18 protein-coding genes are annotated in these 22,336 nt (G+C 39.1%); all 18 read right to left on the bottom strand.

Features of this window, described 5'->3' with window-relative positions:
• Positions 1-518: 518 nt before the first annotated feature.
• A complete protein-coding gene (locus AC3WSO_RS01680; RefSeq protein ID WP_349661792.1) occupies positions 519-791 on the bottom strand; it encodes a hypothetical protein in 273 nt (90 codons plus the stop codon).
• 515 nt (positions 792-1,306) lie between these two features.
• Positions 1,307-2,809 (bottom strand): lysine--tRNA ligase, encoded by a 1,503-nt coding sequence (lysS, locus tag AC3WSO_RS01675; RefSeq protein ID WP_492528198.1) that lies wholly within the window; start codon positions 2,807-2,809, stop codon positions 1,307-1,309.
• 268 nt (positions 2,810-3,077) lie between these two features.
• Positions 3,078-4,118, bottom strand: coding sequence for a tRNA dihydrouridine synthase DusB (gene dusB / locus AC3WSO_RS01670; RefSeq protein ID WP_492528196.1), 1,041 nt, complete (start codon positions 4,116-4,118; stop codon positions 3,078-3,080).
• An 82-nt stretch (positions 4,119-4,200) separates the two neighbouring features.
• The gene (gene folK, locus AC3WSO_RS01665; protein ID WP_492528195.1) at positions 4,201-4,722 is read right to left on the bottom strand and encodes a 2-amino-4-hydroxy-6-hydroxymethyldihydropteridine diphosphokinase; all 522 of its coding nucleotides are present in this window, start codon (positions 4,720-4,722) and stop codon (positions 4,201-4,203) included.
• Positions 4,722-5,087: a dihydroneopterin aldolase gene (gene folB / locus AC3WSO_RS01660; RefSeq protein WP_492528193.1), complete on the bottom strand. Its 366-nt coding sequence runs from the start codon at positions 5,085-5,087 to the stop codon at positions 4,722-4,724. Before folB ends, folK begins: the two co-directional genes overlap by 1 nt.
• Positions 5,087-5,941: a dihydropteroate synthase gene (folP, locus tag AC3WSO_RS01655; protein ID WP_492528191.1), complete on the bottom strand. Its 855-nt coding sequence runs from the start codon at positions 5,939-5,941 to the stop codon at positions 5,087-5,089. The genes folB and folP overlap by 1 nt, the downstream gene beginning before the upstream one ends.
• A 13-nt stretch (positions 5,942-5,954) precedes the next feature.
• A complete protein-coding gene (gene pabC, locus AC3WSO_RS01650; protein ID WP_492528189.1) occupies positions 5,955-6,794 on the bottom strand; it encodes an aminodeoxychorismate lyase in 840 nt (279 codons plus the stop codon).
• Positions 6,795-7,376 (bottom strand): aminodeoxychorismate/anthranilate synthase component II, encoded by a 582-nt coding sequence (pabA, locus tag AC3WSO_RS01645; protein ID WP_492528187.1) that lies wholly within the window; start codon positions 7,374-7,376, stop codon positions 6,795-6,797.
• The gene (locus AC3WSO_RS01640; protein WP_492528185.1) at positions 7,373-8,782 is read right to left on the bottom strand and encodes an anthranilate synthase component I family protein; all 1,410 of its coding nucleotides are present in this window, start codon (positions 8,780-8,782) and stop codon (positions 7,373-7,375) included. Before AC3WSO_RS01640 ends, pabA begins: the two co-directional genes overlap by 4 nt.
• A 299-nt stretch (positions 8,783-9,081) precedes the next feature.
• Positions 9,082-10,011, bottom strand: a complete 930-nt coding sequence (cysK, locus tag AC3WSO_RS01635) for a cysteine synthase A (RefSeq protein WP_492528183.1) — start codon at positions 10,009-10,011, stop codon at positions 9,082-9,084.
• A gap of 726 nt (positions 10,012-10,737) precedes the next feature.
• Positions 10,738-11,709 carry a peptidyl-prolyl cis-trans isomerase gene (locus AC3WSO_RS01630; protein ID WP_492528181.1) on the bottom strand — a complete coding sequence of 324 codons (972 nt, stop codon included), beginning with the start codon at positions 11,707-11,709 and terminating at the stop codon, positions 10,738-10,740.
• Positions 11,693-12,574, bottom strand: a complete 882-nt coding sequence (gene hslO, locus AC3WSO_RS01625) for an Hsp33 family molecular chaperone HslO (protein WP_492528179.1) — start codon at positions 12,572-12,574, stop codon at positions 11,693-11,695. Before hslO ends, AC3WSO_RS01630 begins: the two co-directional genes overlap by 17 nt.
• A gap of 21 nt (positions 12,575-12,595) precedes the next feature.
• Positions 12,596-13,363: a type III pantothenate kinase gene (locus AC3WSO_RS01620; RefSeq protein WP_492528177.1), complete on the bottom strand. Its 768-nt coding sequence runs from the start codon at positions 13,361-13,363 to the stop codon at positions 12,596-12,598.
• Between the two features lie 844 nt (positions 13,364-14,207).
• Positions 14,208-15,041 (bottom strand): aldo/keto reductase, encoded by an 834-nt coding sequence (locus AC3WSO_RS01615; protein ID WP_492528175.1) that lies wholly within the window; start codon positions 15,039-15,041, stop codon positions 14,208-14,210.
• 129 nt (positions 15,042-15,170) lie between these two features.
• A complete protein-coding gene (gene ftsH, locus AC3WSO_RS01610) occupies positions 15,171-17,195 on the bottom strand; it encodes an ATP-dependent zinc metalloprotease FtsH (RefSeq protein WP_492528173.1) in 2,025 nt (674 codons plus the stop codon).
• 435 nt (positions 17,196-17,630) lie between these two features.
• Positions 17,631-18,173 (bottom strand): hypoxanthine phosphoribosyltransferase, encoded by a 543-nt coding sequence (gene hpt, locus AC3WSO_RS01605; protein WP_079563700.1) that lies wholly within the window; start codon positions 18,171-18,173, stop codon positions 17,631-17,633.
• Between the two features lie 63 nt (positions 18,174-18,236).
• The gene (tilS, locus tag AC3WSO_RS01600; RefSeq protein WP_492528171.1) at positions 18,237-19,643 is read right to left on the bottom strand and encodes a tRNA lysidine(34) synthetase TilS; all 1,407 of its coding nucleotides are present in this window, start codon (positions 19,641-19,643) and stop codon (positions 18,237-18,239) included.
• A 31-nt stretch (positions 19,644-19,674) separates the two neighbouring features.
• Entirely contained in the window at positions 19,675-22,065 is a 2,391-nt protein-coding gene (locus AC3WSO_RS01595) for a SpoIIE family protein phosphatase (protein WP_492528169.1), read from the bottom strand.
• Between the last annotated feature and the right edge of the window lie 271 nt (positions 22,066-22,336).

Here is a 22,336-nt window from a genome sequence, read left to right as displayed (position 1 = left end):
CCTTGCGTCGTCTTAACGACAAGTAATAATTTATCATGATTCTACTATATCCGCAAGTGTTTTTTCACTATAAAATTTTCTTTTTTATAAATAGCGAATTAGTGAGTTATTTTACGTTTTTTCGAGAACTAAATAACTCTTATAACCTTCTATCTATCTCTTTATTTGTTTTACTATACATCTCTTTCTTAAAAATCACAACAAACTAAATAAGAAGAGTCTTACTTCTATAAAAGAATAACCTTTTTAAAAGGATGTTTTCTCAAACTTTTCTTGAAAAACAACTAAGTTCTACACAATAAAATGTGTCATCGCCCCTCTTACACATCTCTCTAACAAATAAACAATAGAAAAAAGGAGTCAAAGTGTTCTCCTACACCTCGACTCCTACTTATTCATGTTTATTACTTTTTAACTTATTGTTCCGCACAAAATAACAAAAAAGAAAGAAGAATATATTATGTTCGCTTTTCAAATGCGGAATTCAAAATTGAAAGTGTGTTTTTCAAAATAAAATATTAGTTATTTTGTTTCTCAACTACATCTAAGCACCAAGAGAAATTATCCCATGCCGAATACCAGCCACTGAAAACTTCAGAGGAATCATCCCAACGAACATCGAACTTCTTCTGACCATTTATATCCACTAAATATAAAGCTAGAGTCGGTTCCAACTTAGAAACCGCTAATTTCATGCCATTTTCAAGCTCTTCCTCAGTAAACAGAACATCTGAAACTGAGCGTACTTGCGCCTGTTCAAATACTAGTTTGTTAAAGATTTTATAATTCATTATAAGCCTCCAATAATACTTCTATAATGTCTATTTCTATTTTATCTGCAAATTACAGAACTCTAAAAGTATACCTTATATTCATTCATCATTTAAATACTCTACTTAATTCTTTTTATCAATTATGTCTCGGCATAATTGCGTCCGGAGGCTTTAGGCCAACACGAAGTTGGTCCACTCAGTCGTGCCACAGGACGTGGCTCCCTTAGACTGAGTTCCTCGATTTCAGCAGATGTTTGCACACCGGCTGAAAAGTGACTTAAAACTACATTCGTCTTAACACCTATAGAGGTGGGAGACTTCCGCTAAAAAAGATAAACTTTTCAAACATTAACTAATTAAGTCTATTTCATCACAGAAAACACAAAACAGGAGTCTTAGTGCTTCTCCTACACCTCGACTCCTGTTTTTTCACGATTACCTCTAAACAAAAGCTGTTCTTTTCTAGTTCGATTACCGCTTTTTTATCCTGAGTAGTAGTCGTGCTATATCCTCTATCAATTAAGTTAAAACAACTATTTAGTTGTATGACGCATTGTAGGGAATAATAATACGTCACGAATTGATGGTGAATTTGTAAGAAGCATGATTAAACGGTCGATACCAATGCCCAATCCACCTGTTGGAGGCATACCGTATTCTAATGCTTCAATGAAATCATTGTCCATTTCATGCGCTTCATCATTACCGGCTGCTTTTTCAACTAATTGAGCTTCAAAGCGCTCACGTTGGTCAATAGGGTCATTTAGTTCTGTAAAGGCATTCGCATGCTCACGACGAACGATGAATAGTTCGAAACGGTCTGTAAAACGCTCGTCCTCTGGATTTTTCTTAGCTAGAGGTGAGATTTCTACTGGATGACCATAAACAAATGTAGGTTGAACTAGAGTTTCCTCAATCTTTTGCTCGAAGAACTCGTTAATAATATGACCTACCTCATGTGTTTCTTTAACTTCTACTCCATGTTCTTTAGCAAGTGCTTGAGCTTGTTCCTTAGTCATAGGCTGCCAGAAGTCTACACCTGTAGCTTCTTTTACTGCATCTACCATATGAACTCGTTTCCAGCCTACAGCAAGATTAATTTCATCTTCACCGTATTGAACTGTAGTTGTCCCAAGAACTTCTTGCGCTACATGAGCAATAAGGTTTTCTGTTAGAGACATAATATCTTTGTAGTCCGCATAAGCTTCATACAGCTCTATCATTGTAAATTCAGGGTTGTGGCGTGTTGAGATCCCTTCATTTCGGAAAACACGACCAATTTCATACACTTTCTCTAGTCCGCCAACAATTAGACGTTTCAAATGTAGTTCGATTGCAATACGCATATATAATTCCATATCAAGTGCATTATGGTGTGTAATAAATGGACGAGCTGCTGCACCACCAGCAATTGTATGAAGCATTGGTGTTTCTACTTCTAAATATCCTGCATTATCTAAATAATTGCGAATAGCACGGATAATTTTAGAACGCGTAATAAATGTTGTTTTACTTTCCTCATTTGTCATTAAATCTAAATAACGTTGACGGTAGCGTTGTTCAACATCTTGTAAACCGTGGAATTTTTCCGGCATAGGGCGTAGCGCTTTTGATAAGAATGTAAACTCTTCAGCCTTTACAGAAAGCTCTCCCACTTGTGTTCGGAATACATTACCACGAATACCTACGATATCACCTAGGTCAGCTTGTTTAAATAGTTCATATGCTTCTTCGCCAACATGATCTTGGCGAACGTAAATTTGAATTTGGCCACCTAAATCTTGAATATGTGCAAAGCCAGCTTTTCCTTTACCGCGTTTCGTCATAATACGCCCCGCAATAATTACCTCTTGTAGGTTTTCCTCTAGCTGCTCTTTTGTTTGATCTGCAAATTGTTCACGTACTTCTGGTGATAAATGCGTACGTTCAAAACGACTACCAAATGGATCTTGACCATTTTCTCGAATAGCCGTCATTTTTTGGCGTCTCACCAAAAGCTGATCATTTAATTCTTCTATGTTTGACACTTGATTCACTCCTTATTAAATTGTCCGCGTTGCGTTTATATCCATAATATTTCTATTGTACACAATTTTATTGCTGTAATCATCTGTTTCGCTTTAATTTCCATAAGAGAAAAAATGATTAATAATTCTAAAAATTGATTTTGACAGAAAAATAGACGTCTCAAAAACAAATGAGACGCCTTTTTAATGTAATCAATTATGCCTCGGCATAATTGCCCGCTTCGCTTTCGCTGAGTTCCTCTATTTCATCCTGTGTTTGGACACCCACAGAAAGAAGTTATAGAATTAACTCTTTTGCTTCTGGAATTATTAATGTATTTTCAAGTTCTTCATAGTCTTGTACAAGTCCATTTAATAGTGCACGAAGCTCTACCGCAGTTTCTGTTTGGTTAATCGCTTTACGCGCTTTACCATTACCTCGAATACCTTTTAAATACCACGAAGCATGTTTACGCATTTCGCGTACTGCAACACTCTCTCCTTTTAATTGCATAAGGCGTTCAAAGTGAAGCAAACACACATCAATTTTTTCACGTACATTTGGCTCTTCCTTTAGCTCACCAGTTTCAAGGTATTGAACTGTACGATAAATCATCCACGGATTACCTAAAGCAGCGCGTCCAATCATTACTGCATCTACCCCAGTAGTATCAAGCATACGTTTTGCATCTTGAGGAGTTTCTACATCACCATTACCAAGCACAGGAATTTTCACATTTTCCTTCACTTGTCGAATGATATCCCAGTTTGCTTTTCCTTCGTACATTTGTACACGTGTACGTCCGTGAACAGCTATTGCTGAAGCACCAGCACGTTCAGCAGCTTGTGCGTTCTCAACAGCAAAAATATGCTCGTCATCCCAACCAATACGCATTTTTACGCTGACAGGTTTTTTTACTGCATCGACAACAGCCGCTACCATTTCATATAATTTATTCGGATCTAAAAGTAAACGTGCGCCCGCTTCACATTTAATAATTTTATTAACCGGGCAGCCCATATTAATATCGATAATATCGGCAGTTGTGTTTTCATCTACATACTTAGCTGCTTCCACTAGTGTTGCTTTATCACCACCGAAAATTTGCAATGAAAGTGGATTTTCACGCTCATCGATATAAAGCATGCCCAGTGTTTTTTCGTTCTTCTGGACAATCCCTTTATCACTAATCATTTCTGCATACACTAGCCCCGCCCCGAACTCCTTAACAGTTAAACGGAAAGCAGAGTTACAAATTCCAGCCATTGGCGCTAATACGACACGGTTGTCCATGACAATATTCCCAATTTGAAACGGCTTCTCAGTTGTCTGACCCAACGTTGTTTTCCCCCTTCTATAGGTTTTCACCTATTTCTATATAAAAGCAACCGCAGGAGGCTTTAATTTAAAGATTAGAAACCTAATTAACGGACTGCATCATTTTTAACTTCGCTGATGCTTGCCATAAAATTACGCCTTCCTCTTCACTATCCATCTGTTGCATTATATCGTGTGCCCTTCTCAGCTGTTCTCCAACTGGCGCAGGCGTAATTTCTATGAGTGGTACTAGTACGAAAGCTCGCTCATACATTCTTGGATGTGGAACAATTAAGCTTTCAGTTTCAATATTTTCGTTATTGTAGAGCAAAATGTCAAGGTCAATGATTCGTGGGCCCCATCGAAATTCACGAACCCGCCCTAGTTCACCTTCAGCCCATTGGCAAATTTTCAGCATTTCGGAAGATGAATAACTCGTTTTAATATGAACAGCAATATTTAAAAAATCTGCTTGATCGGTGTAGCCTACCGCCGCTGTTTCATAAACTGACGAAGTTTGTACAACTTCAATTCCACCTTTACCCTCTAAAAGTTTAACAGCGTGCTGCAGATTTTCAAATCGATCTCCCATATTTGTACCGATCGATAAATACACATCATTCATTAGTAAACACCTCTCGTTACCTCTACAGACACCTCTTTATAATAACCGTGTATCGGTGGGTCCGGTTTAATAAGCTCCACGCGAACACCCTTAACCTTTTCTGAGTATGTCTCTAAAATACTGTTTGCTATTTTTGAAACAAGTGCTTCAATAAGCTTGAAAGGTTCGCCTTCTACGATATCACGGCACAACGCATAAACCTCTGCATAGTTTACCGTATAATCCAAGTCATCAGTCTCTCCAGCCTTTGTCATATCTACAGCAAGTGAAACATTTGCACGGAAGCGTTGACCAAGTTTCGTTTCCGCCGCTAAAACACCGTGATAACCGTAAAACTGCATATCCTTTAAATGAATATAATCCATTACGCTTCCTCCTTGTAGATACGCTTACCTACTAAAATATCAGCCATATGTGTCGCTCGTGTCATTTCCTTTACATCATGCACACGAATCATATGACAGCCCTTTTCAATACCGTAAACAACCGTTGCACCTGTACCTTCTATACGCTCCTCAACAGGTAACTTTAAGACATTACCAATCATTGATTTACGTGAAGTCGCTAGCAAAACAGGATACCCCATTGCTACCAATTCATCTAAATGTTGCATCATTTCTATATTTTGAGCGGTAGTTTTCGCAAAACCTATGCCCGGATCTAAAATAATATGATTATCTGGTACACCTGCATTTCGAGCAATAGAAATACTCTTTTCTAAGTCGCTTTTAGCCGTCATCCAGAAATCAATACCATAATTAGTATTTTCTCGATTATGCATTAAAATAATTGGTACATTTAAATCTGCAGCCACTTGAGCGATCTCAGGTTCAGCTTTTGCTCCCCAAATATCATTAATAATATGCGCACCAGCCTCAATAGCCGCTCGAGCTACGTTCGCTTTATACGTATCAACCGAGATAATTGCCGGCACTTTAGCTACTAACGCTTGAATAACTGGCACAATGCGTGCAATTTCATCTTCATCGGAGATACGTTCATAACCTGGTCGTGTTGATTCTCCGCCAACATCAATAATTTTAGCACCATCAGCTACCATTTTTTTTGCTTGTTCAATAGCTGCTTCAACATTATTAAACTTTCCTCCGTCTGAAAACGAATCCGGTGTGACATTTAAAATACCCATCACAAAAGTTTCTGCTTTATAGTCTAACGTGATACCGTTAATAGTTAATGTTGTTGTATAGTTTTCTAGCATGTAAACTCTCCTTCTATTCTTGTTCCACTTCATTGGAAAATGCTTCATGTAAACGCGAATAAACAGGCCCTTTATTGCCTAATAATTGCTTGCTCTCTAATTTAAGAATTGGAACAAGTTCTTGTATAGAGTTAGTAATAAAGCACTCCGAGCTTTTCTCTACATCTTCACTAGTAAAGAAACCTTCTTCCACCTTAATGCCCAGAGATTGTGCTCGCTCAATTACCCACGCTCGGATAATTCCAGGTAAAATACCCGTCTCTAAGGAAGGCGTATATAGTATATCATCTTTCACCCAAAAAATATTTGATGTTACACCCTCAGCAACAAAGCCATCTTCCGTTAAAAAGAAGCCCTCTTGTTGCGCTAGAGATGGCATCTCAAAACGCCCAAGAACGTTATTACCATAATGGTGCGACTTCACTCGAAGCCCTTTTTCAGGAGTGTTACGAGGTGTTACAAGCCATTGTGCGTTTTTTTCCATGCCTCGAGGTGTAGCATGTAATTCTTTGCGAAAAACAATAACATTCGGTTGTCTATATTCAGTAGGCTGTAAACCGATACTATGCTCTCCAGCTGAGACATTTATTCGGAAATAACCATCCTGTCCTTCGGCCTGCTCATTTAATTGCTGAACAACCTTAAGTAAATCCGCTTCGGTATAGGACATATGAATACGATATTGAGAAAGCGCCGTTTGCAACCTTTCCATATGTGCTTCCCAGCAAAACACCTTTCCTTTATACGTTCGAAACGTTTCAAAAAAGCCTAACCCGTATAAGAATCCATGATCAAATGGTGAAACGCGTAAATCCTGCGCCTCTACGTAGTCTCCATTCATCCAGCACCGCATTTACTTCGCTCCCTCAACATACAAATCTATAAACTGGCGTAGAAGCTTCTTTCCTTGTTCTGTCATAATCGATTCAGGATGGTATTGCACTCCCTCAATTGGATAATCCTTATGACGAATGCCCATAATTTCGCCTTCTTCTGTCCATGCCGTTACTTCAAGACATGCAGGTAATGTTTCCTTCTCTACAATTAAAGAATGGTAACGAGTAGCTTCAAATGGATTTGGCATCCCCCTATGCAAACCTATTTCAGCATGATGCACAGGTGATGTTTTACCATGCATCAAACGCTCAGCCCGTATAACACTCCCTCCGAACACTTGAGCAATGGCTTGATGGCCAAGACAAACGCCTAAAATCGGAATATTTCCCGCGAAATACTTAATAATGTTCAGGCTTTCACCCGCTTCATTCGGGCTGCATGGCCCAGGAGAAATGACAATCATATCTGGCGCAAGCTGCTCAATATCTTTCACCGTCAATACATCGTTTCTTTTTACTATCAGTTCATGACCAAACTCCCCAAAATACTGTACAAGGTTATACGTAAAAGAATCGTAGTTATCAATCATTAAAATCATTTTGCTCTCTCCTCTGCCATTGCCTTAGCCTGCCACATCGCCTTCGCTTTATTTAAAGATTCTTGGTATTCTCTTTCCGGAACAGAATCAATAACAATGCCCGCTCCCGCCTGAATATGTGCTACTCCATCTTTAACAAATGCTGTACGAATGACAATATTAAATTCCATATCACCTGTGTAGCCTAGCCAGCCAATCGAACCCGTGTATAATCCTCTTCTTACAGGTTCTAATTCCTCAATAATCTCCATCGTACGAATTTTCGGTGCGCCTGTTATCGTTCCTCCCGGGAACATGGCACGGATAACGTCTGCATTGGTTTTCCCTTCAGCTATTTCTCCTCTTACATTAGAAACAATGTGCATCACGTGTGAATAGCGTTCAATCACCATGAACTCATCCACCTCAACCGTCCCATACGTAGATACTCTTCCTAAATCATTGCGCTCTAAATCAACAAGCATTACATGTTCAGCACGTTCTTTGTCGTTATCAATTAATTCCTGTGCTAATGCTAAATCCTCTGCCTCTGATTTCCCTCTTGGTCGTGTACCAGCAATCGGTCGAGTAGACAATTCGTTACCGTGACGCTTCACCAAAAGCTCAGGTGAACCAGAAACGACAGCAAAATCCGGTGCTTCTATAAACGCCATGTACGGTGAAGCATTAAATGCACGTAACGCTTCATATACATCCATTGCAGTTGCGTTTAACTTTTTAGATTGACGCACTGACAAATTCACTTGAAATACATCACCTTGCGCTATGTACGTTTGGATTTTACTCACCGCTTCCTCAAAAGCCGTTCCAGCGAATGATACTAACAGTTCACTTTCATCATTTACGATTTCTACAGCACTTGCTTTTTCAAATTTACGATTAAGCAATCCTTCTTGCGCTGCCCCCTGCCACGCATTAGCCCATTCCTCCAAATTTACATTACAGTCTGCTAACTTCATAAGCGTAACTTTATTTGTTTTCACATCGTGTACCGCCCAGCAATCAAACATATAAAAATATATATCTGGTACATGTAAATCATCTATAGCAGTAGTAGGCAACACTTCAATTTTACGAGCGTAATCGTATGCTACAAACCCAATAGCTCCACCTTGAAAAACAGGAAGCTCAGCATTATAAGAAACGTGATATTTCTCTACTAATTTCTCTAATAAATCAAGAGGCTCACCCTTTAAATTTTCAGTCACACCATTTCTCCACTTTATAAGTAAACCATTCTCAACCGATTGCGCTGTAGCTAACGGATTCCAAGCAGCTATCGTAAAATTTCCTCCGCGTCCACTTTCTAAAAAAATATGTGCTTGTTGTGCTTCTGTTTGCTTCTTATAACTATAAAAAAACGAGTCTGCATCCATCGATATTGTTTTCGTAAGTATTGTCTTCAAATTGCTATTCCCCTTTTAGTCATATGATGTGTGATTCCATCTTAACTTGAATACTGATAAAGCACTAGACTCTATTTATCAAATAATAAACACGGCCGCTAACAATGGCTTCGTAAAGATTTTAAGTAATACAGTTGCCTAGTGAAGTCTATCCTAATTCCATTTTTTCGAACTGCCCCATAAATGTTAGTTATACCACTAACATTTACGGGCAATTTTTATTTTCAATTATGCCGAGGCATTATTGATAATAAAAAAAGGCCCCTCGTTAAAGGAGCCCCTACGTACAAATAATTAGATTAGTCTTCAAATTGATATAAAGGTGTTGATAAATAACGTTCCCCATTTGAAGGTACGATTGCAAGAACATTTGAACCCTTACCTAAACGTTTCGCTGCTTCAATCGCAACATGAATAGCTGCACCTGATGAAATACCACATAAGATACCTTCTTCACGCGCTACTTTACGAGCTACATCAAAAGCAATCTCATTTTCAACTGGGAATACAGTAGAGTATACATCTGTATCTAACACTTCAGGAACGAAACCAGCTCCGATACCTTGAATTTTATGTGGCCCTGGTTGACCGCCAGAAAGTACCGGTGAATCTTTTGGTTCAACAGCAATAATTTCAATATTTGGGTATTTCTCTTTTAGCACAGCACCAGCACCAGTAATTGTACCTCCTGTACCAACACCAGCAACAAATGCATCTAATGTTAAACCTTCAAACGCTTCTACAATTTCTGGACCTGTAGTTAAACGGTGAACAACAGCATTAGCTGGGTTCGTGAATTGTTGTGGTAAGAAGTAGCCATGCTCCGCAGACAATTCCTCCGCCTTAGAAATTGCACCTTTCATACCTGCTGGTCCAGGTGTTAATACTAGTTCTGCACCATAAGCACGCAATAAGTTACGACGCTCTAAGCTCATTGTTTCTGGCATTACTAAAATTGCTTTATAGCCTTTAGCTGCAGCAATCATTGCAAGACCAATACCTGTATTTCCAGAAGTAGGCTCAATAATTGTACCACCTGACTTTAATGTACCATCTTTCTCAGCCGCCTCAATCATCGCTAAAGCTAAACGGTCTTTTACTGAGCTACCTGGGTTAAAGTATTCTAATTTTACATAAACAGTACCTTCATTTTCACCTGTTGCATGATTTAATTTAACAATTGGCGTTTTACCAACTAATTCAGCTACTGAATTTGCTAATCTACTCATTTATCAATCCACTCCTAATTCCTACTAATTTTATAGGTTTTACTTATTTTTGATTTTATCAATTTTTCCATTCGATTGTCAATAAATATAACTTATATTTTCAGAATATTTATTACATCCGATTCAACCTCAACTTATAATAATATCGCCTTGGCGTAATAACGCCATAAAGCTTTCAGTCGACTTTTGCGTATGAAGAGAAATAAAAATCCGCTCAATATCCTGGGGTGGCCGTTGCTTTGTGACGCTAAACGTCTGCAGGGGTTTTCCCTGGCTCACTTTTCCCGCAGATATCTCGCAGATTCTTTAACTTTTTTCAGCTAATGGATTTTGTAGCGAAAGCGAGGTGACAGATACAGAAGTCATCTCCTCTTTATATGGTGAGCCGAAATAGAGGAAGTCAGTCTAAGAACGCCACGTCCTGTGGCAATGACTGAGTGACCAACATCGGTGCTGTTGTTGTTGTTGCTGTCGCTTCGCTTTCGCACAGATAAAACCGTGTTGCTGTCGCTTCGCTTTCGCACAGATAAAACCGTGTTGCTGTCGCTTCGCTTTCGCACAGATAAAACCGTGTTGCTGTCGCTTCGCTTTCGCACATACAAACACGTTGCTGCCGCTACGTCAGCACTACGCTTCCGCGAAAAAATCATCTGTTGACCTAAAGCCTCCGACGGATGTCACGGAATTATGCCGAGGCATAATTGCTACTCATTTCAGAGCAATCTGTTATTTAACTTTTTTCGCTTCACCGTAGTACCAAGTTGCATTAAATTCAGACCAAAATGCTTCTGGTGTAACAGATTGTGACAACTGCTCTAAGGCAAGCTCACGTTCAATATGTTCTTTCACATCATCATATGTAAAGGATTGACCTTCTAATATCTCTTGTACTTGTACAATTCCATAATGACCATTAGCAAGCTTAAACGCTTTACTAATCTCACCTGCTTTTAAAGCTTTCACTGTTTTTAAAATAGCTGGATCGATATTTTCTTGGTTTTCTGTAAGGAAACCGACATCTCCACCTAAGCTAGCCGACGCACTGTCTACGGATATTTCACGTGCCAGTACCGAAAAATCAGAGGCATTTTTCATTTCACTTAATGCTTCCTCAGCAGCTTTTTTTGAATCCACCTCTATAAAATTCGTACGATAGTTTGTTTTCGTATTATAAAGCGCCTGGTTTTCCTCGTAATATTTCTCAATACTACCTTTTTTTATAACCACATCTTTCGTCAACACTTTATCCAAAATAAGCTGTGAACGAATTTTTTGTCGTAGTTGCTCTGATGAAAGGTTTTGCATGGTAGTATCAAATTTATCTTGAGCAGAACGCATTAAGGCTAACTCTAAATCAATCTCCTTATCCGTCACTTGAATTTTAAATTTTTTAGCTGCCTTTTCCATTACAGATTCATTCACTAAATTTTGTAGCGTCTCTTTACCATAGCGTTCTTCCATGGCTATCATCCACTCTTGTCGTGTAATAACTTCCCCGTCAACGGCAGCGACTTGCTCGTCGCTACCAATTTCCTGGTCTTTATTAGGGATTAACCAAGTAATAAACCATAAAATATTTCCTAATAACAAGATTGCAATTACTGTTAAAGCTGGTTTTGTCTTAAGGCGGCGTTGCAGTAAGGGCGTTTGGTTAGGTGTTCCAGCGGATAAAGGTCTTCGATTACGCGTTGAGCTCATCAATAAATCCTTCTAACTCTTCTTTTGAGAAACGGTATGTTTCTAAACAGAAGTGACATTGCGCTTCCGCTGCGCCATCCTCTTCAATCATTTCTCGAATTTCCTGTGTCCCTAACCCTAAAATCGCTGCACCAAATCGCTCTTTTGAACATTGACATTTAAATTCTACAGGCATGGAGTCTAAAATTTGTAGATGGCCTTCTCCTAATACAGCCTCTAAAATTTGCTCAGGTGTAAAACCTTTTTCAATCATTTTTGAAACCGGCTCTAAAGTAGCTAGATGCTGCTCAATTTCATTGATTGTCTCTTCTTCACAGCCTGGCATTAATTGTAGGATAAAACCACCAGCTGCAAGAATTGTGTTATCAGGATTTACTAAAACCCCTAAACCAACTGATGAAGGCACTTGCTCTGATGTAGCAAAATAATAAGTAAAGTCCTCAGCAATTTCACCTGATACAATTGGCGTTTGTCCAGAGAACATATCTCTCAAGCCCAGATCTTTTACGACCGTTAATGCACCCTCTGTTCCAACACCTGCTCGAACATCAAGCTTACCGTGCTCATTTAAATCGAAATGAACATGAGGATTTGTCACAAAGCCGCGTACTTCACCGCGTGCGTTACTGTCAATTACCATTGGACCGATTGGACCGTTCCCCTCAATTTTAACAGTGATTTTTTCCTCACCTTTTAACATGGCACCCATCATCACCCCAGCAGTCATAGAACGACCAAGGGCTGCTGAAACAATAGGCCATGTATTATGACGTCGTTGCGCTTCTCCTACTGTTGCTGTTGTACAAGCCGCAAAAACACGAACCTGCCCGTTGAATCCTAAACCGCGTACTAAATAGTCTTTCATAAATGAAATGTCCCTCATTTCTTATTGATTGCGTTTATATAGCTTATATAAGCCTTTTAATGTTAAAAACGGGTCGACTACATCAATAGCTTGCGTCTCCCCAGCAATTAAATTTGCTAATCCTCCAGTAGCAATTACTAAAGGGTCTTCCTTACTTTGTGCTTTCATGCGATTAACAATTCCCTCAACTTGCCCCACAAAGCCGTAAAAAATTCCAGCCTGCATAGCAGATACGGTTGTCTTTCCAACAATATGTGTAGAGCGCAATATTTCAATACGCGGCAATCTAGCTGCCTGTGTATAAAGCGCCTCCGTTGAAATCGAAATACCCGGAGCGATAGCACCGCCCATATAATCGCCTTTTTTGTTTAAGTAACAATACGTCGTGGCAGTACCAAAATCAACAATAATCAATGGTGCTTTATAATCATCAAGAGCCGCAATAGCGTTCACTATACGGTCCGAGCCAACTTCACGAGGGTTTTCATATTTAATATTCAATCCTGTTTTCACACCTGGTCCTACGACGAGCGGTTTTTTTCGAAAATACTTTTGACACATCGCTTCTAACGAAAACATGATTGGTGGTACAACAGAGGATATAATAATGCCTTTAACCTTTTCAAATGAAATGCCTGCATGATTAAAGAAAGATAATACTTGCATTGCGTATTCATCTTCTGTTTTATGAAGGTCTGTCACCATACGCCAATGGAAGGCCAATTGATCGTTGTCATCATAGACACCTAATACGATATTCGAATTTCCTGCATCTAAAACTAAAATCATCGTTGATGCCTCCTAATTTATTGCCCCTCATCGTAATTGTACCTGTCACTATGCAATTGATACAACTAAAACAATGCATACTCATGCACAAAAAATCAAATTAAACACTTTAGAAAATGATACCACACTTTTATTCCTACGAAATAGCATTCACTCTTACTCCTAAAAGGAGCCACCCTCATATTAGGTAGCTCCTTTCAAATTAAATCTATATTAAAGCGTGAAGTTGATTTCCGTTCCAGGCTACTCGCTTTCCTGTGGGCGAACGTCGAGCCGCTTCCTCCGCTGCGCTCCGTGCAGGGTCTCTCCTGTCTCGCTTTCCCACGGGAGTCGAGTAGCCTTCCACTCCAATCAGCGATAGCGTAAATTTTTATAAATTTTATTCATTTCAAAAGTGAGTAATATTGCGACTTATAACAGGGAAGTAATTGTACAACTGTTATTGCTAATGTTTCGCTTTCGTACATAGATAAACAATATTGCTGTAGTCTCGTTCTATAACTATAAATTAGTCCATGCCAGAAAATACATCTTTGCGCATTGGTAGATTGGAGTGGAGACTAGGCGACTCCTTTGGGATCAGCAATAGAGGAACGGGGGCTAAAAGCATCACAACCTGCGATAACACCTCCGTGACCAACATCGGTGCTGCTGCCGCTTCGTTAGCACTACGCTTTCGCGCAAAAAACATCTGTTGGCCCGAGACCCTGGAGCGAGCATCGCGAGTGAAGCGGCTCATCGGACGCCCACAGGAAAGCGCCCAGTCGGAACGGAAATCAACCCCTCATTTTGCCGAAGAACCATACTAAAGGAGCCACCCTCATATTAGGTAGCTCCTTACATATTATTTAAAATTAAATTTTTCTGGGTCTGGTCCGCAACGTAATCCATCATTTAGTGCATCTAACTGAGCCATTTCTTCCTCCGTTAATGCAAAGTCAAAGACCGTTAGATTTTCCGTCATTCGTGCAGGAGTCATTGTTTTTGGAATAGTGACTACACCATGCTGAACATCATAGCGTAACACAATTTGTGCAGGTGTTTTGCCATATTTAGAAGCTAGCTGCTGAATCAATGATTCTTCCAATAGAGAACCATTCATTAGTGGTGACCAAGCTTCGGCCTGTATTCCTTTCTCCTTACAAAATGCACGTACTTCCTCTTGAGTTAAGTGCGGGTGAAATTCAATTTGATTAATAACAGGAACAACTGATGTTTCCTTTAATAAATGTTCTAAATGATGAACATGGAAATTACTAACACCAATTGAGCGTACACGTCCATCCTGATAAACTTTTTCAAGTGCCTTATAAACATCAACATAATTTGTATCTATACCCGGCCAGTGAACTAAATATAAATCCAAATAATCTAATCCTAATTTCTCTAAACTACTATCATAAGCTGCAAGTGTTTCTTCATAGGAAAGTCCATCGTTCCAAACCTTTGATGTTACGAATAGTTCTTCACGTGTTACTAAGCCCTCATCAATCGCTGCATGAATTCCTCGCCCTACACTTTCTTCATTGCGATATACTTGCGCTGTATCAATGCTGCGGTAACCTTTTGCAATAGCTGTTTTTACCGCTTCAGCCAAATCGTCTCCTTCAGGTACTCGAAAAACGCCATAGCCGATTAACGGCATTTCTAAACCATTATTCAATGTTACGTTACCCACGTTTCATCACTCCTATCTATTTTGGCTCTAAAATATTAAAGAACCTATATAAAATTATCGTAATACCTAATACAGAAAAAAGGCAAAGAAAAAGACTGCTTACTAAAATCGTAAACAGTCTTTCCCATATTAATCACGCTTTTCATCGATACCTTTTGATGTATCATTCGGCCCTATGTCCTCTTTAGGTAAATCACCTGTTGTTGGATTTGGTTCATTGTTAAGCAACTCTTTCTTAACGACTGGTTCACCAACCACATCTAATACTGGTTGAGCTTCAGCTTTAGGAGCTTTTTCTACAACCGGTTCTACCTCTGGTTCCGGTAAGACACCGTGATCACGTAAATGCTCGATTTCTTGCGCGTTCAATGTTTCTTTTTCCATCAACGTGTTAGCAATTAAATCAAGTAATCCACGTTTTTCAGTTAAGATTCGTTTAGTACGCTCATATTGCGAATCGATAATTTTTTGCATTTCCTTATCAATTTCATAAGCGATTGAATCAGAGTAGTTTTGATCTGAATTAAAGTCACGACCAAGGAATACATTCCCACCCTGACTTGAACCAAACTGCATTGCACCAAGATTTTCACTCATACCATATTCAGTGACCATGGCACGTGCAATACTTGTTACCTTTTGGAAGTCGTTATGTGCACCAGTAGATACTTCGCCAAGGACGATTTCCTCTGCCACACGACCACCAAGAAGTCCAGCAATACGGTCTAATAGTTCTTGTTTTGTTGTGAAGAAACGTTCTTCCTTCGGTAACATAATCGCGTAACCTCCAGCTTGGCCACGAGGGACGATCGTTACTTTGTGTACTGTATCTGCTTCATCTAGCTCTAAACCAACAACTACGTGGCCAGCTTCATGGAACGATACAAGTTTCTTCTCTTTCGCTGAGTAAACACGGCTAGCTTTTGCTGGACCTGCAATTACTCGGTCAGATGCCTCATCGATATCTGCCATATTAATTGTACGTTTACTTTTACGAGCCGCTACAAGTGCTGCTTCATTTAACAAGTTCTCTAAGTCGGCACCCGAGAAACCTGGTGTACGTTGTGCAACAGCTGCTAAGTCCACTGACTCTGATAAAGGTTTGTTGCGCGCATGTACTTTTAGAATTGCTTCACGACCTTTTACATCAGGGTGTCCTACTGTAATTTGACGGTCAAATCGACCAGGACGTAATAAAGCTTTATCTAAAATATCTGGGCGGTTTGTTGCAGCGATAATAATAATACCTTCGTTTGCCCCGAAACCATCCATTTCAACTAACAATTGGTTCAATGTTTGTTCACGCTCGTCATGGCCACCACCAAGACCTGCGCCACGTTGACGACCTACTGCATCAATCTCATCGATAAAGATGATACAAGGTGCATTTTTCTTTGCATTTTCAAATAAGTCACGAACACGTGATGCACCGACACCGACGAACATTTCTACGAAGTCAGAACCTGAAATCGAGAAGAATGGTACGCCTGCTTCACCTGCTACTGCTCGTGCAAGTAATGTTTTACCTGTACCAGGAGGACCTACAAGTAAGATACCCTTTGGAATACGAGCACCAATCTCAGTGAACTTACGGTGATCTTTTAAGAAATCAACAACTTCAACAAGCTCTGCTTTCTCTTCATCAGCACCCGCTACATCTGTAAAACGAACTTTTTTCTTCTGATCGTCATAAAGTTTGGCTTTACTTTTACCAAAGCTCATCACTTTATTACCGCCACCTTGAGATTGACTCATTAGGAAGAAGAATAAGAAAATGATAATGATGAAAGGAATAATTCCTGTAAAGAACTGAATCCATCCACTTGTTTCTGGCGCTGTTAAAAATGTAATATTACTATTCTTATCCTTAGCAGCCTCATCGATGCGATCCATTAAAGATTGGTTATTGGTAGGAAGGTTTGCAGTAAAGCTTTCTCCTTTTTCATATCCCTTCAATGTACCTTCAACGATGTATACTGATTTATCAGGTTGAATTGTAGCACTTGTTATTTCTTTCTTATCAAGAGCTTCTATAAACTCATGATAAGTTAACTCTTTCGTTGGTGAAGTTCCACCATTGAAAGTACCAAAAATACCGATAATCACTAAGAAAATCAGTAAATAGAATATGGTATATCGAAATATTCGATTCATCTCCAGCCTCCTCATTACAACAGAAAAATTATAAGTAAAATCTTAACATATCATGATTTCATCATACAACGAAAAGCCCTACATAAAAAAAGTTTCGTGCAATTTTTGTCGAAATCAAAACATATTTATGCATTTAATTACTATGTTCCAGCGTTTGTATCCGATACTTCATTCAGTACAATGTGCCTAGATTTTTAGATTTATGATCAATTGCGCCTCGGCATAATTGCATCCAGAATCAGCTTTAGGTCAACGTGATGTTGGTTACTCAGTTGCGTGCTGTCTGCTGCTGTCGCACAGATAGAACCTTGTAGCTGACGTTTCACTTTCGCTACGTAAACACTGCGAAGGAAAGTAAAAAAACCTAAAAATCTATGACCTTCGCTGGAGGCTCTTACTTTTCATAGCTGGTGTTCTTTCGTTAACTTCTTACTTTTAGAAAGAATAAACTTCTGGCTTTAAAATGCCGATATACGGTAAATTACGGTATTTTTCTGCGTAGTCTAAACCATACCCTACAACAAAGCCATCTGGCACTTCAAAACCAACATAATCAGCAGCTAAGTTTACTTTACGACCTGATGGTTTATCTAACAATGTAACGATTTTGATGGATTTTGCTTTGCGGTATTTAAATAAGTCGACTAAATAGCTCAACGTTAAGCCGCTATCAATGATATCCTCGATTATTACTACGTCACGCCCTTCGACGCTTGTATTTAAATCCTTTAGAATCTTTACTTCCCCAGATGAAACAGTTGCATTACCATAGCTAGAAACATCCATAAAATCTAGCTCAATGAAAGAATCGAAACGTTTCATTAAGTCTGTCATAAAAGGCATAGCTCCTTTTAAAACACCAACAGCTAACGGGAATGAATCTTTATATTCCTCTGTCAATTGTGCTCCTAATTCAGCAATTCTTTCTTGCAATTGTTCTTCTGTAATCATAACTTTTTCGATGTCATTTTGTAACATTTTGATTCCTCCTCGTGTGTATAAAAAATGTTCAACCATGTGCGGTGAAATTTTACAAAGACCTTAGTCTACGATGAGCACTGTATCATCGTTTGGTTGCGGAGAGGTTGAAAACAACATTCCCATACGCACACCAATTACCGCTACGACCTCTTCAGATTGAGAAATCAGTAACGGCCAGCTATTCCGCTCATTCAAAGGAATCTTTTCATCTATAAAAAGGCGAGATAAGCGTTTCGGCCGATCCATTCCTTTTAACAGCATTCTATCCCCTTCCTTACGCGCTCTAACATAGAGTGGAAGTTTGAGTTTGCTAGCATTAAAATAAAAAAGTTGTGCAGTATCCGTCAGCATTTTAGACGATAAATCAGGCAACTCGACTACGCATAAACGTTCACCATTTGTCAGTGTTGTCCACCCATTAGCAGTCGAAATAATCATTTTATCAGGAGAAGCTTGACCTTCTAATGTCTCTTTCTTCTGAATCATAAATTTTTCATAACGGCGAACTGCTATAAAATTTTCTGGCAAGTGAACTTCAGCATACCCCGCTGTCCTATCAAAAAGCTTTGTAATAGAAGTCAATAAAGCATAACTTTGTATCGTATTTGAATCTTTGTAAAGATAGTTTAATAGTATTAAAATGAGCCTCCTTTGTAAAGCAAGTGGTTCCAATTGAAGAGCCTTAATTTCCATGCTATATGTATTTTCGTCAATTCTTTTTACTATTCTAGAAAATACATCCTCCGCTAAATTCATTAAATAGGCATCGTCTTCTTGCAATTGCTTTGTAAAATGGGTTACCTGCTCTGTTACTCGCGGATTTTCTGCCTCCAACAATGGCACCACATGATGTCTAAAACGATTTCGTACATAGGTGTCCTTAGAATTGCTAGCGTCTTCACGATGATCTAACCCCTGCTTAAGTAAATATTCCCTTATTTCGGACTTTGTAACCGTTAAAAACGGACGAATTAATGTTTTTCCTTCAAAAATACGTTGTGAACGTATACCTTGCATACCATTTATCGTTGCATTTTTTGTCAGGGCCATTAATACTGACTCCAGTTGGTCGTCCGCATGATGTGCAGTTACAAGCTTACTAGCATTCGTTTTTTCCATGACCTCTTTAAAATATTGATAACGTTCTCTACGGCAAATAAGCTGTGTATTGCCATTTTCTAAAGCCATAATCTCTGGTATTGGAATAGCTTTTGCATATAAGTATATACCATATTCATCACAATATTTTTGGACAAAAACTCTGTCCTCAGCCGATGCTTCATCTCTTAGCATATGATCAACGTGTACGGCTTCAACCGTAATTCCCCATTGATCTTTTGTTTTTACAAAATAATGGAGTAAAGCCATTGAATCCACTCCACCTGAAACGGCGATGAGAAGATGGTCGTCTTGCTGTAATAATTGCTCTTTTTCAATGATTTTTTTGACCTTTAATTCAAGTGACAAACGCTTCTCCTCCCCTTTTCGTTTTCTATTATCATGAATTGCTCATAGAGTGCTGAACTGGTCTAAACACGGCCCACGTAGGGACAACATGTGTAACCTCTAGCATCAATACAGTGCAATCGTCTTCAATGTCATAGTAAGACTGGAAAGATTGCATAATCGTCGTTAATTTTTCCTGTATAGTTTTAGTAGTGCTCGCTACCTGCTGAGCATACGCTAAAAATGTCTCTTCCTGCTCGTCCCAATCATCAACACTTGAAAACAACCCATCAGAGTGCATCAAAATTACATCGCCCGCCTTAAGCTTTCTTTTTTCTGCCTCTACTGCTGAAATGGATAAAAAACCTACAGGAGCTGCATTGCTTTCAACCTTTAGCACCTCTTTCCCACGTAAAATATACGTAGACATTCCCCCAGCCTTCCACGACCATAAATCACCGTGTTGTAAATCGACAAGTGCAAAATCAAGCGTTGCATACATATCATTTTGTTGCTTTAAGGACATGACATAATGCAACGTGTGCATCGCAGTCTCTGGGTTCATGTTGTAATTTAAACATTCTCGCATTAAATGTATTAACTTTCTACTCTCATGCTGTGCTTCTTTACTCTGCCCCATACCATCTGACAATAAAATTGCAAATAGTCCTGGGTGTAATTGAAATAATGCATGGGAATCACCGGAATATAACGTCGCATCTTTAGACATGCTATATATATCATACTCTACTTCAAAGCTAATAGCTGATCTAAAGCTTACTTGAATATGGCGAAATGGTATATCGCTTGCTACTACCTTTTCAATTTCAAATGGTTCTTCAAAAATATCATATAAAATCGGCAATATCATCCGTTCGGCTACTGTTGTGTCTTCCTCCCAATTGACGCGTGCTGGTGCTAAAGCGCAGACAATTTTTCGTGCTCCCGGCTTATTACTTAACACATCTAGTTGAAAACATTCAATATGTGCATCCTTTAACCGTTGAGTAATGTCCTTTTCCACACTAGCGAATGAAATAGTCTCTTCTTTCATCTCCGCTATTAACTGATTTAGATGATTGCTCATATCACGTAACTGAAGGGCAATCATTTTCTTACCATGAAAATACTGACCATTAATACGCTCTCTGTACAGCTCTGTCTCCAATTCTTCGAAAATTTTTGTTGATTTCACGCATTTATAACGTATTTGTTCTTCGACACGATGAATACCTGAATCCTTTCCAACTCCTTTCATATGAAACCAGTCTGTCATTAGCTTGTCCATTCCGTTGGTTTGCGCTCCCCAACAGCGATCATAGCGGAAACAGCTTAGGCATGTGTTCATCGGCGACACTTCCTTTGCCTCCTCTATAGGGGCTGTCATAAAGCGCTCAAACACAAGTTCCTTCATAAATTGTACAAAGTGCTGAAAGTGCTCTAATTTAAACGTAACATGCTCCGTTAACCAACTTTGACGGGCAAGTAAGACCTCCTCACGCTGCGGAAACAGCTTGTTCCGCACCTTATCAGAATATTTTTTCGGAATGGATAGAAAAGCAATACTCCCAACTGCAATCGATGTAAAATAAACGCTATCTAACGGCAATGTTGCATCGTAAAATAAAAAAAACACACTTGGCAAAATGCTGCCAATTGCTACACCAAATCTTCCAATGCGGGCCCCCATCCCTGCACACAATCCAGTTAATGTGGCCACAGAAAGCATACCCGTAAACGAAAGCTTTGCAATGCCAATAAGCGTTCCGAGCACTGCTCCGATAACTGTCGCTAACGGTACACTCCCTACTAAGGCACCGAAGCAAATTAATAGTTGTAATAAAAAAATGGGAAGTGAAAAATAGCTAATGACAACTGCTTGCATCCCTGTAAGCATAGCAGCAAATACAACTAATCCAGAACCCAACTTCTCATAAGTCCAATGGCTCGTAAACCATTCATAAGAATTAACAAACAACACTTGCATAAACAACGTCATAATAAGAGCTAAAGCCGCTTCACAACCTACATAAAATTGCACAAGCACCGGCGGTAAACCCTGATGCATAACCCCCTGCCACATTATTTGCACAACCAGTACCGCCAAAGAGACAGCTATACTTTGTGGCAACTGCCAATAACGGAAGCGCATGATACATTCATACATAAGGATTTGCAATGCTAAAATAAAGACTTGTCCAAATCCAAGAAAAAAACATCCTATCAGACCACCAAACAAAACATACTTGGCGTATTCCTTATACTTCGTTCGAATAATTGCCCACAAAGGAATCGAGAAAGGTACGGCCGCTTCAAATACAACGGACTGAGCTAAAAAGAAGGATGTTAAAAAAAATAAAGAACCTATTAACAATTGCCTTTTTTTCACTCCTAATTTTTGTTCATCTACATTTGCCGTGTTATACCATTCAATACTCGTCATTTCACTATCCCCTTTCAGCACTTTTGGAGCTATTATAAAAAATTATGTATGGAAAGATTGTCTGACGGTGGCAGAAAAAAATATAAACATTTCGACGAATACATATGCATAAATACGAGAAATGGCAACAATTCCTACATGAAATATAAGCTGTACAAGATTAGAAAAACCGTTTTCTATGAGGTTGGTTTTAAACAACATAATATTTAGGTGATTATTCCCCATTGTCGTTATATACGATACTTTACAAAATCTATGCCACAAGCGGGCT

The sequence above is a fragment of the Lysinibacillus sp. EB106-09-02-XG168 genome, from assembly GCF_058791475.1.
Note: the sequence above shows the minus strand (reverse complement) of the source record. Positions and strands in the feature narration are given on the sequence as shown.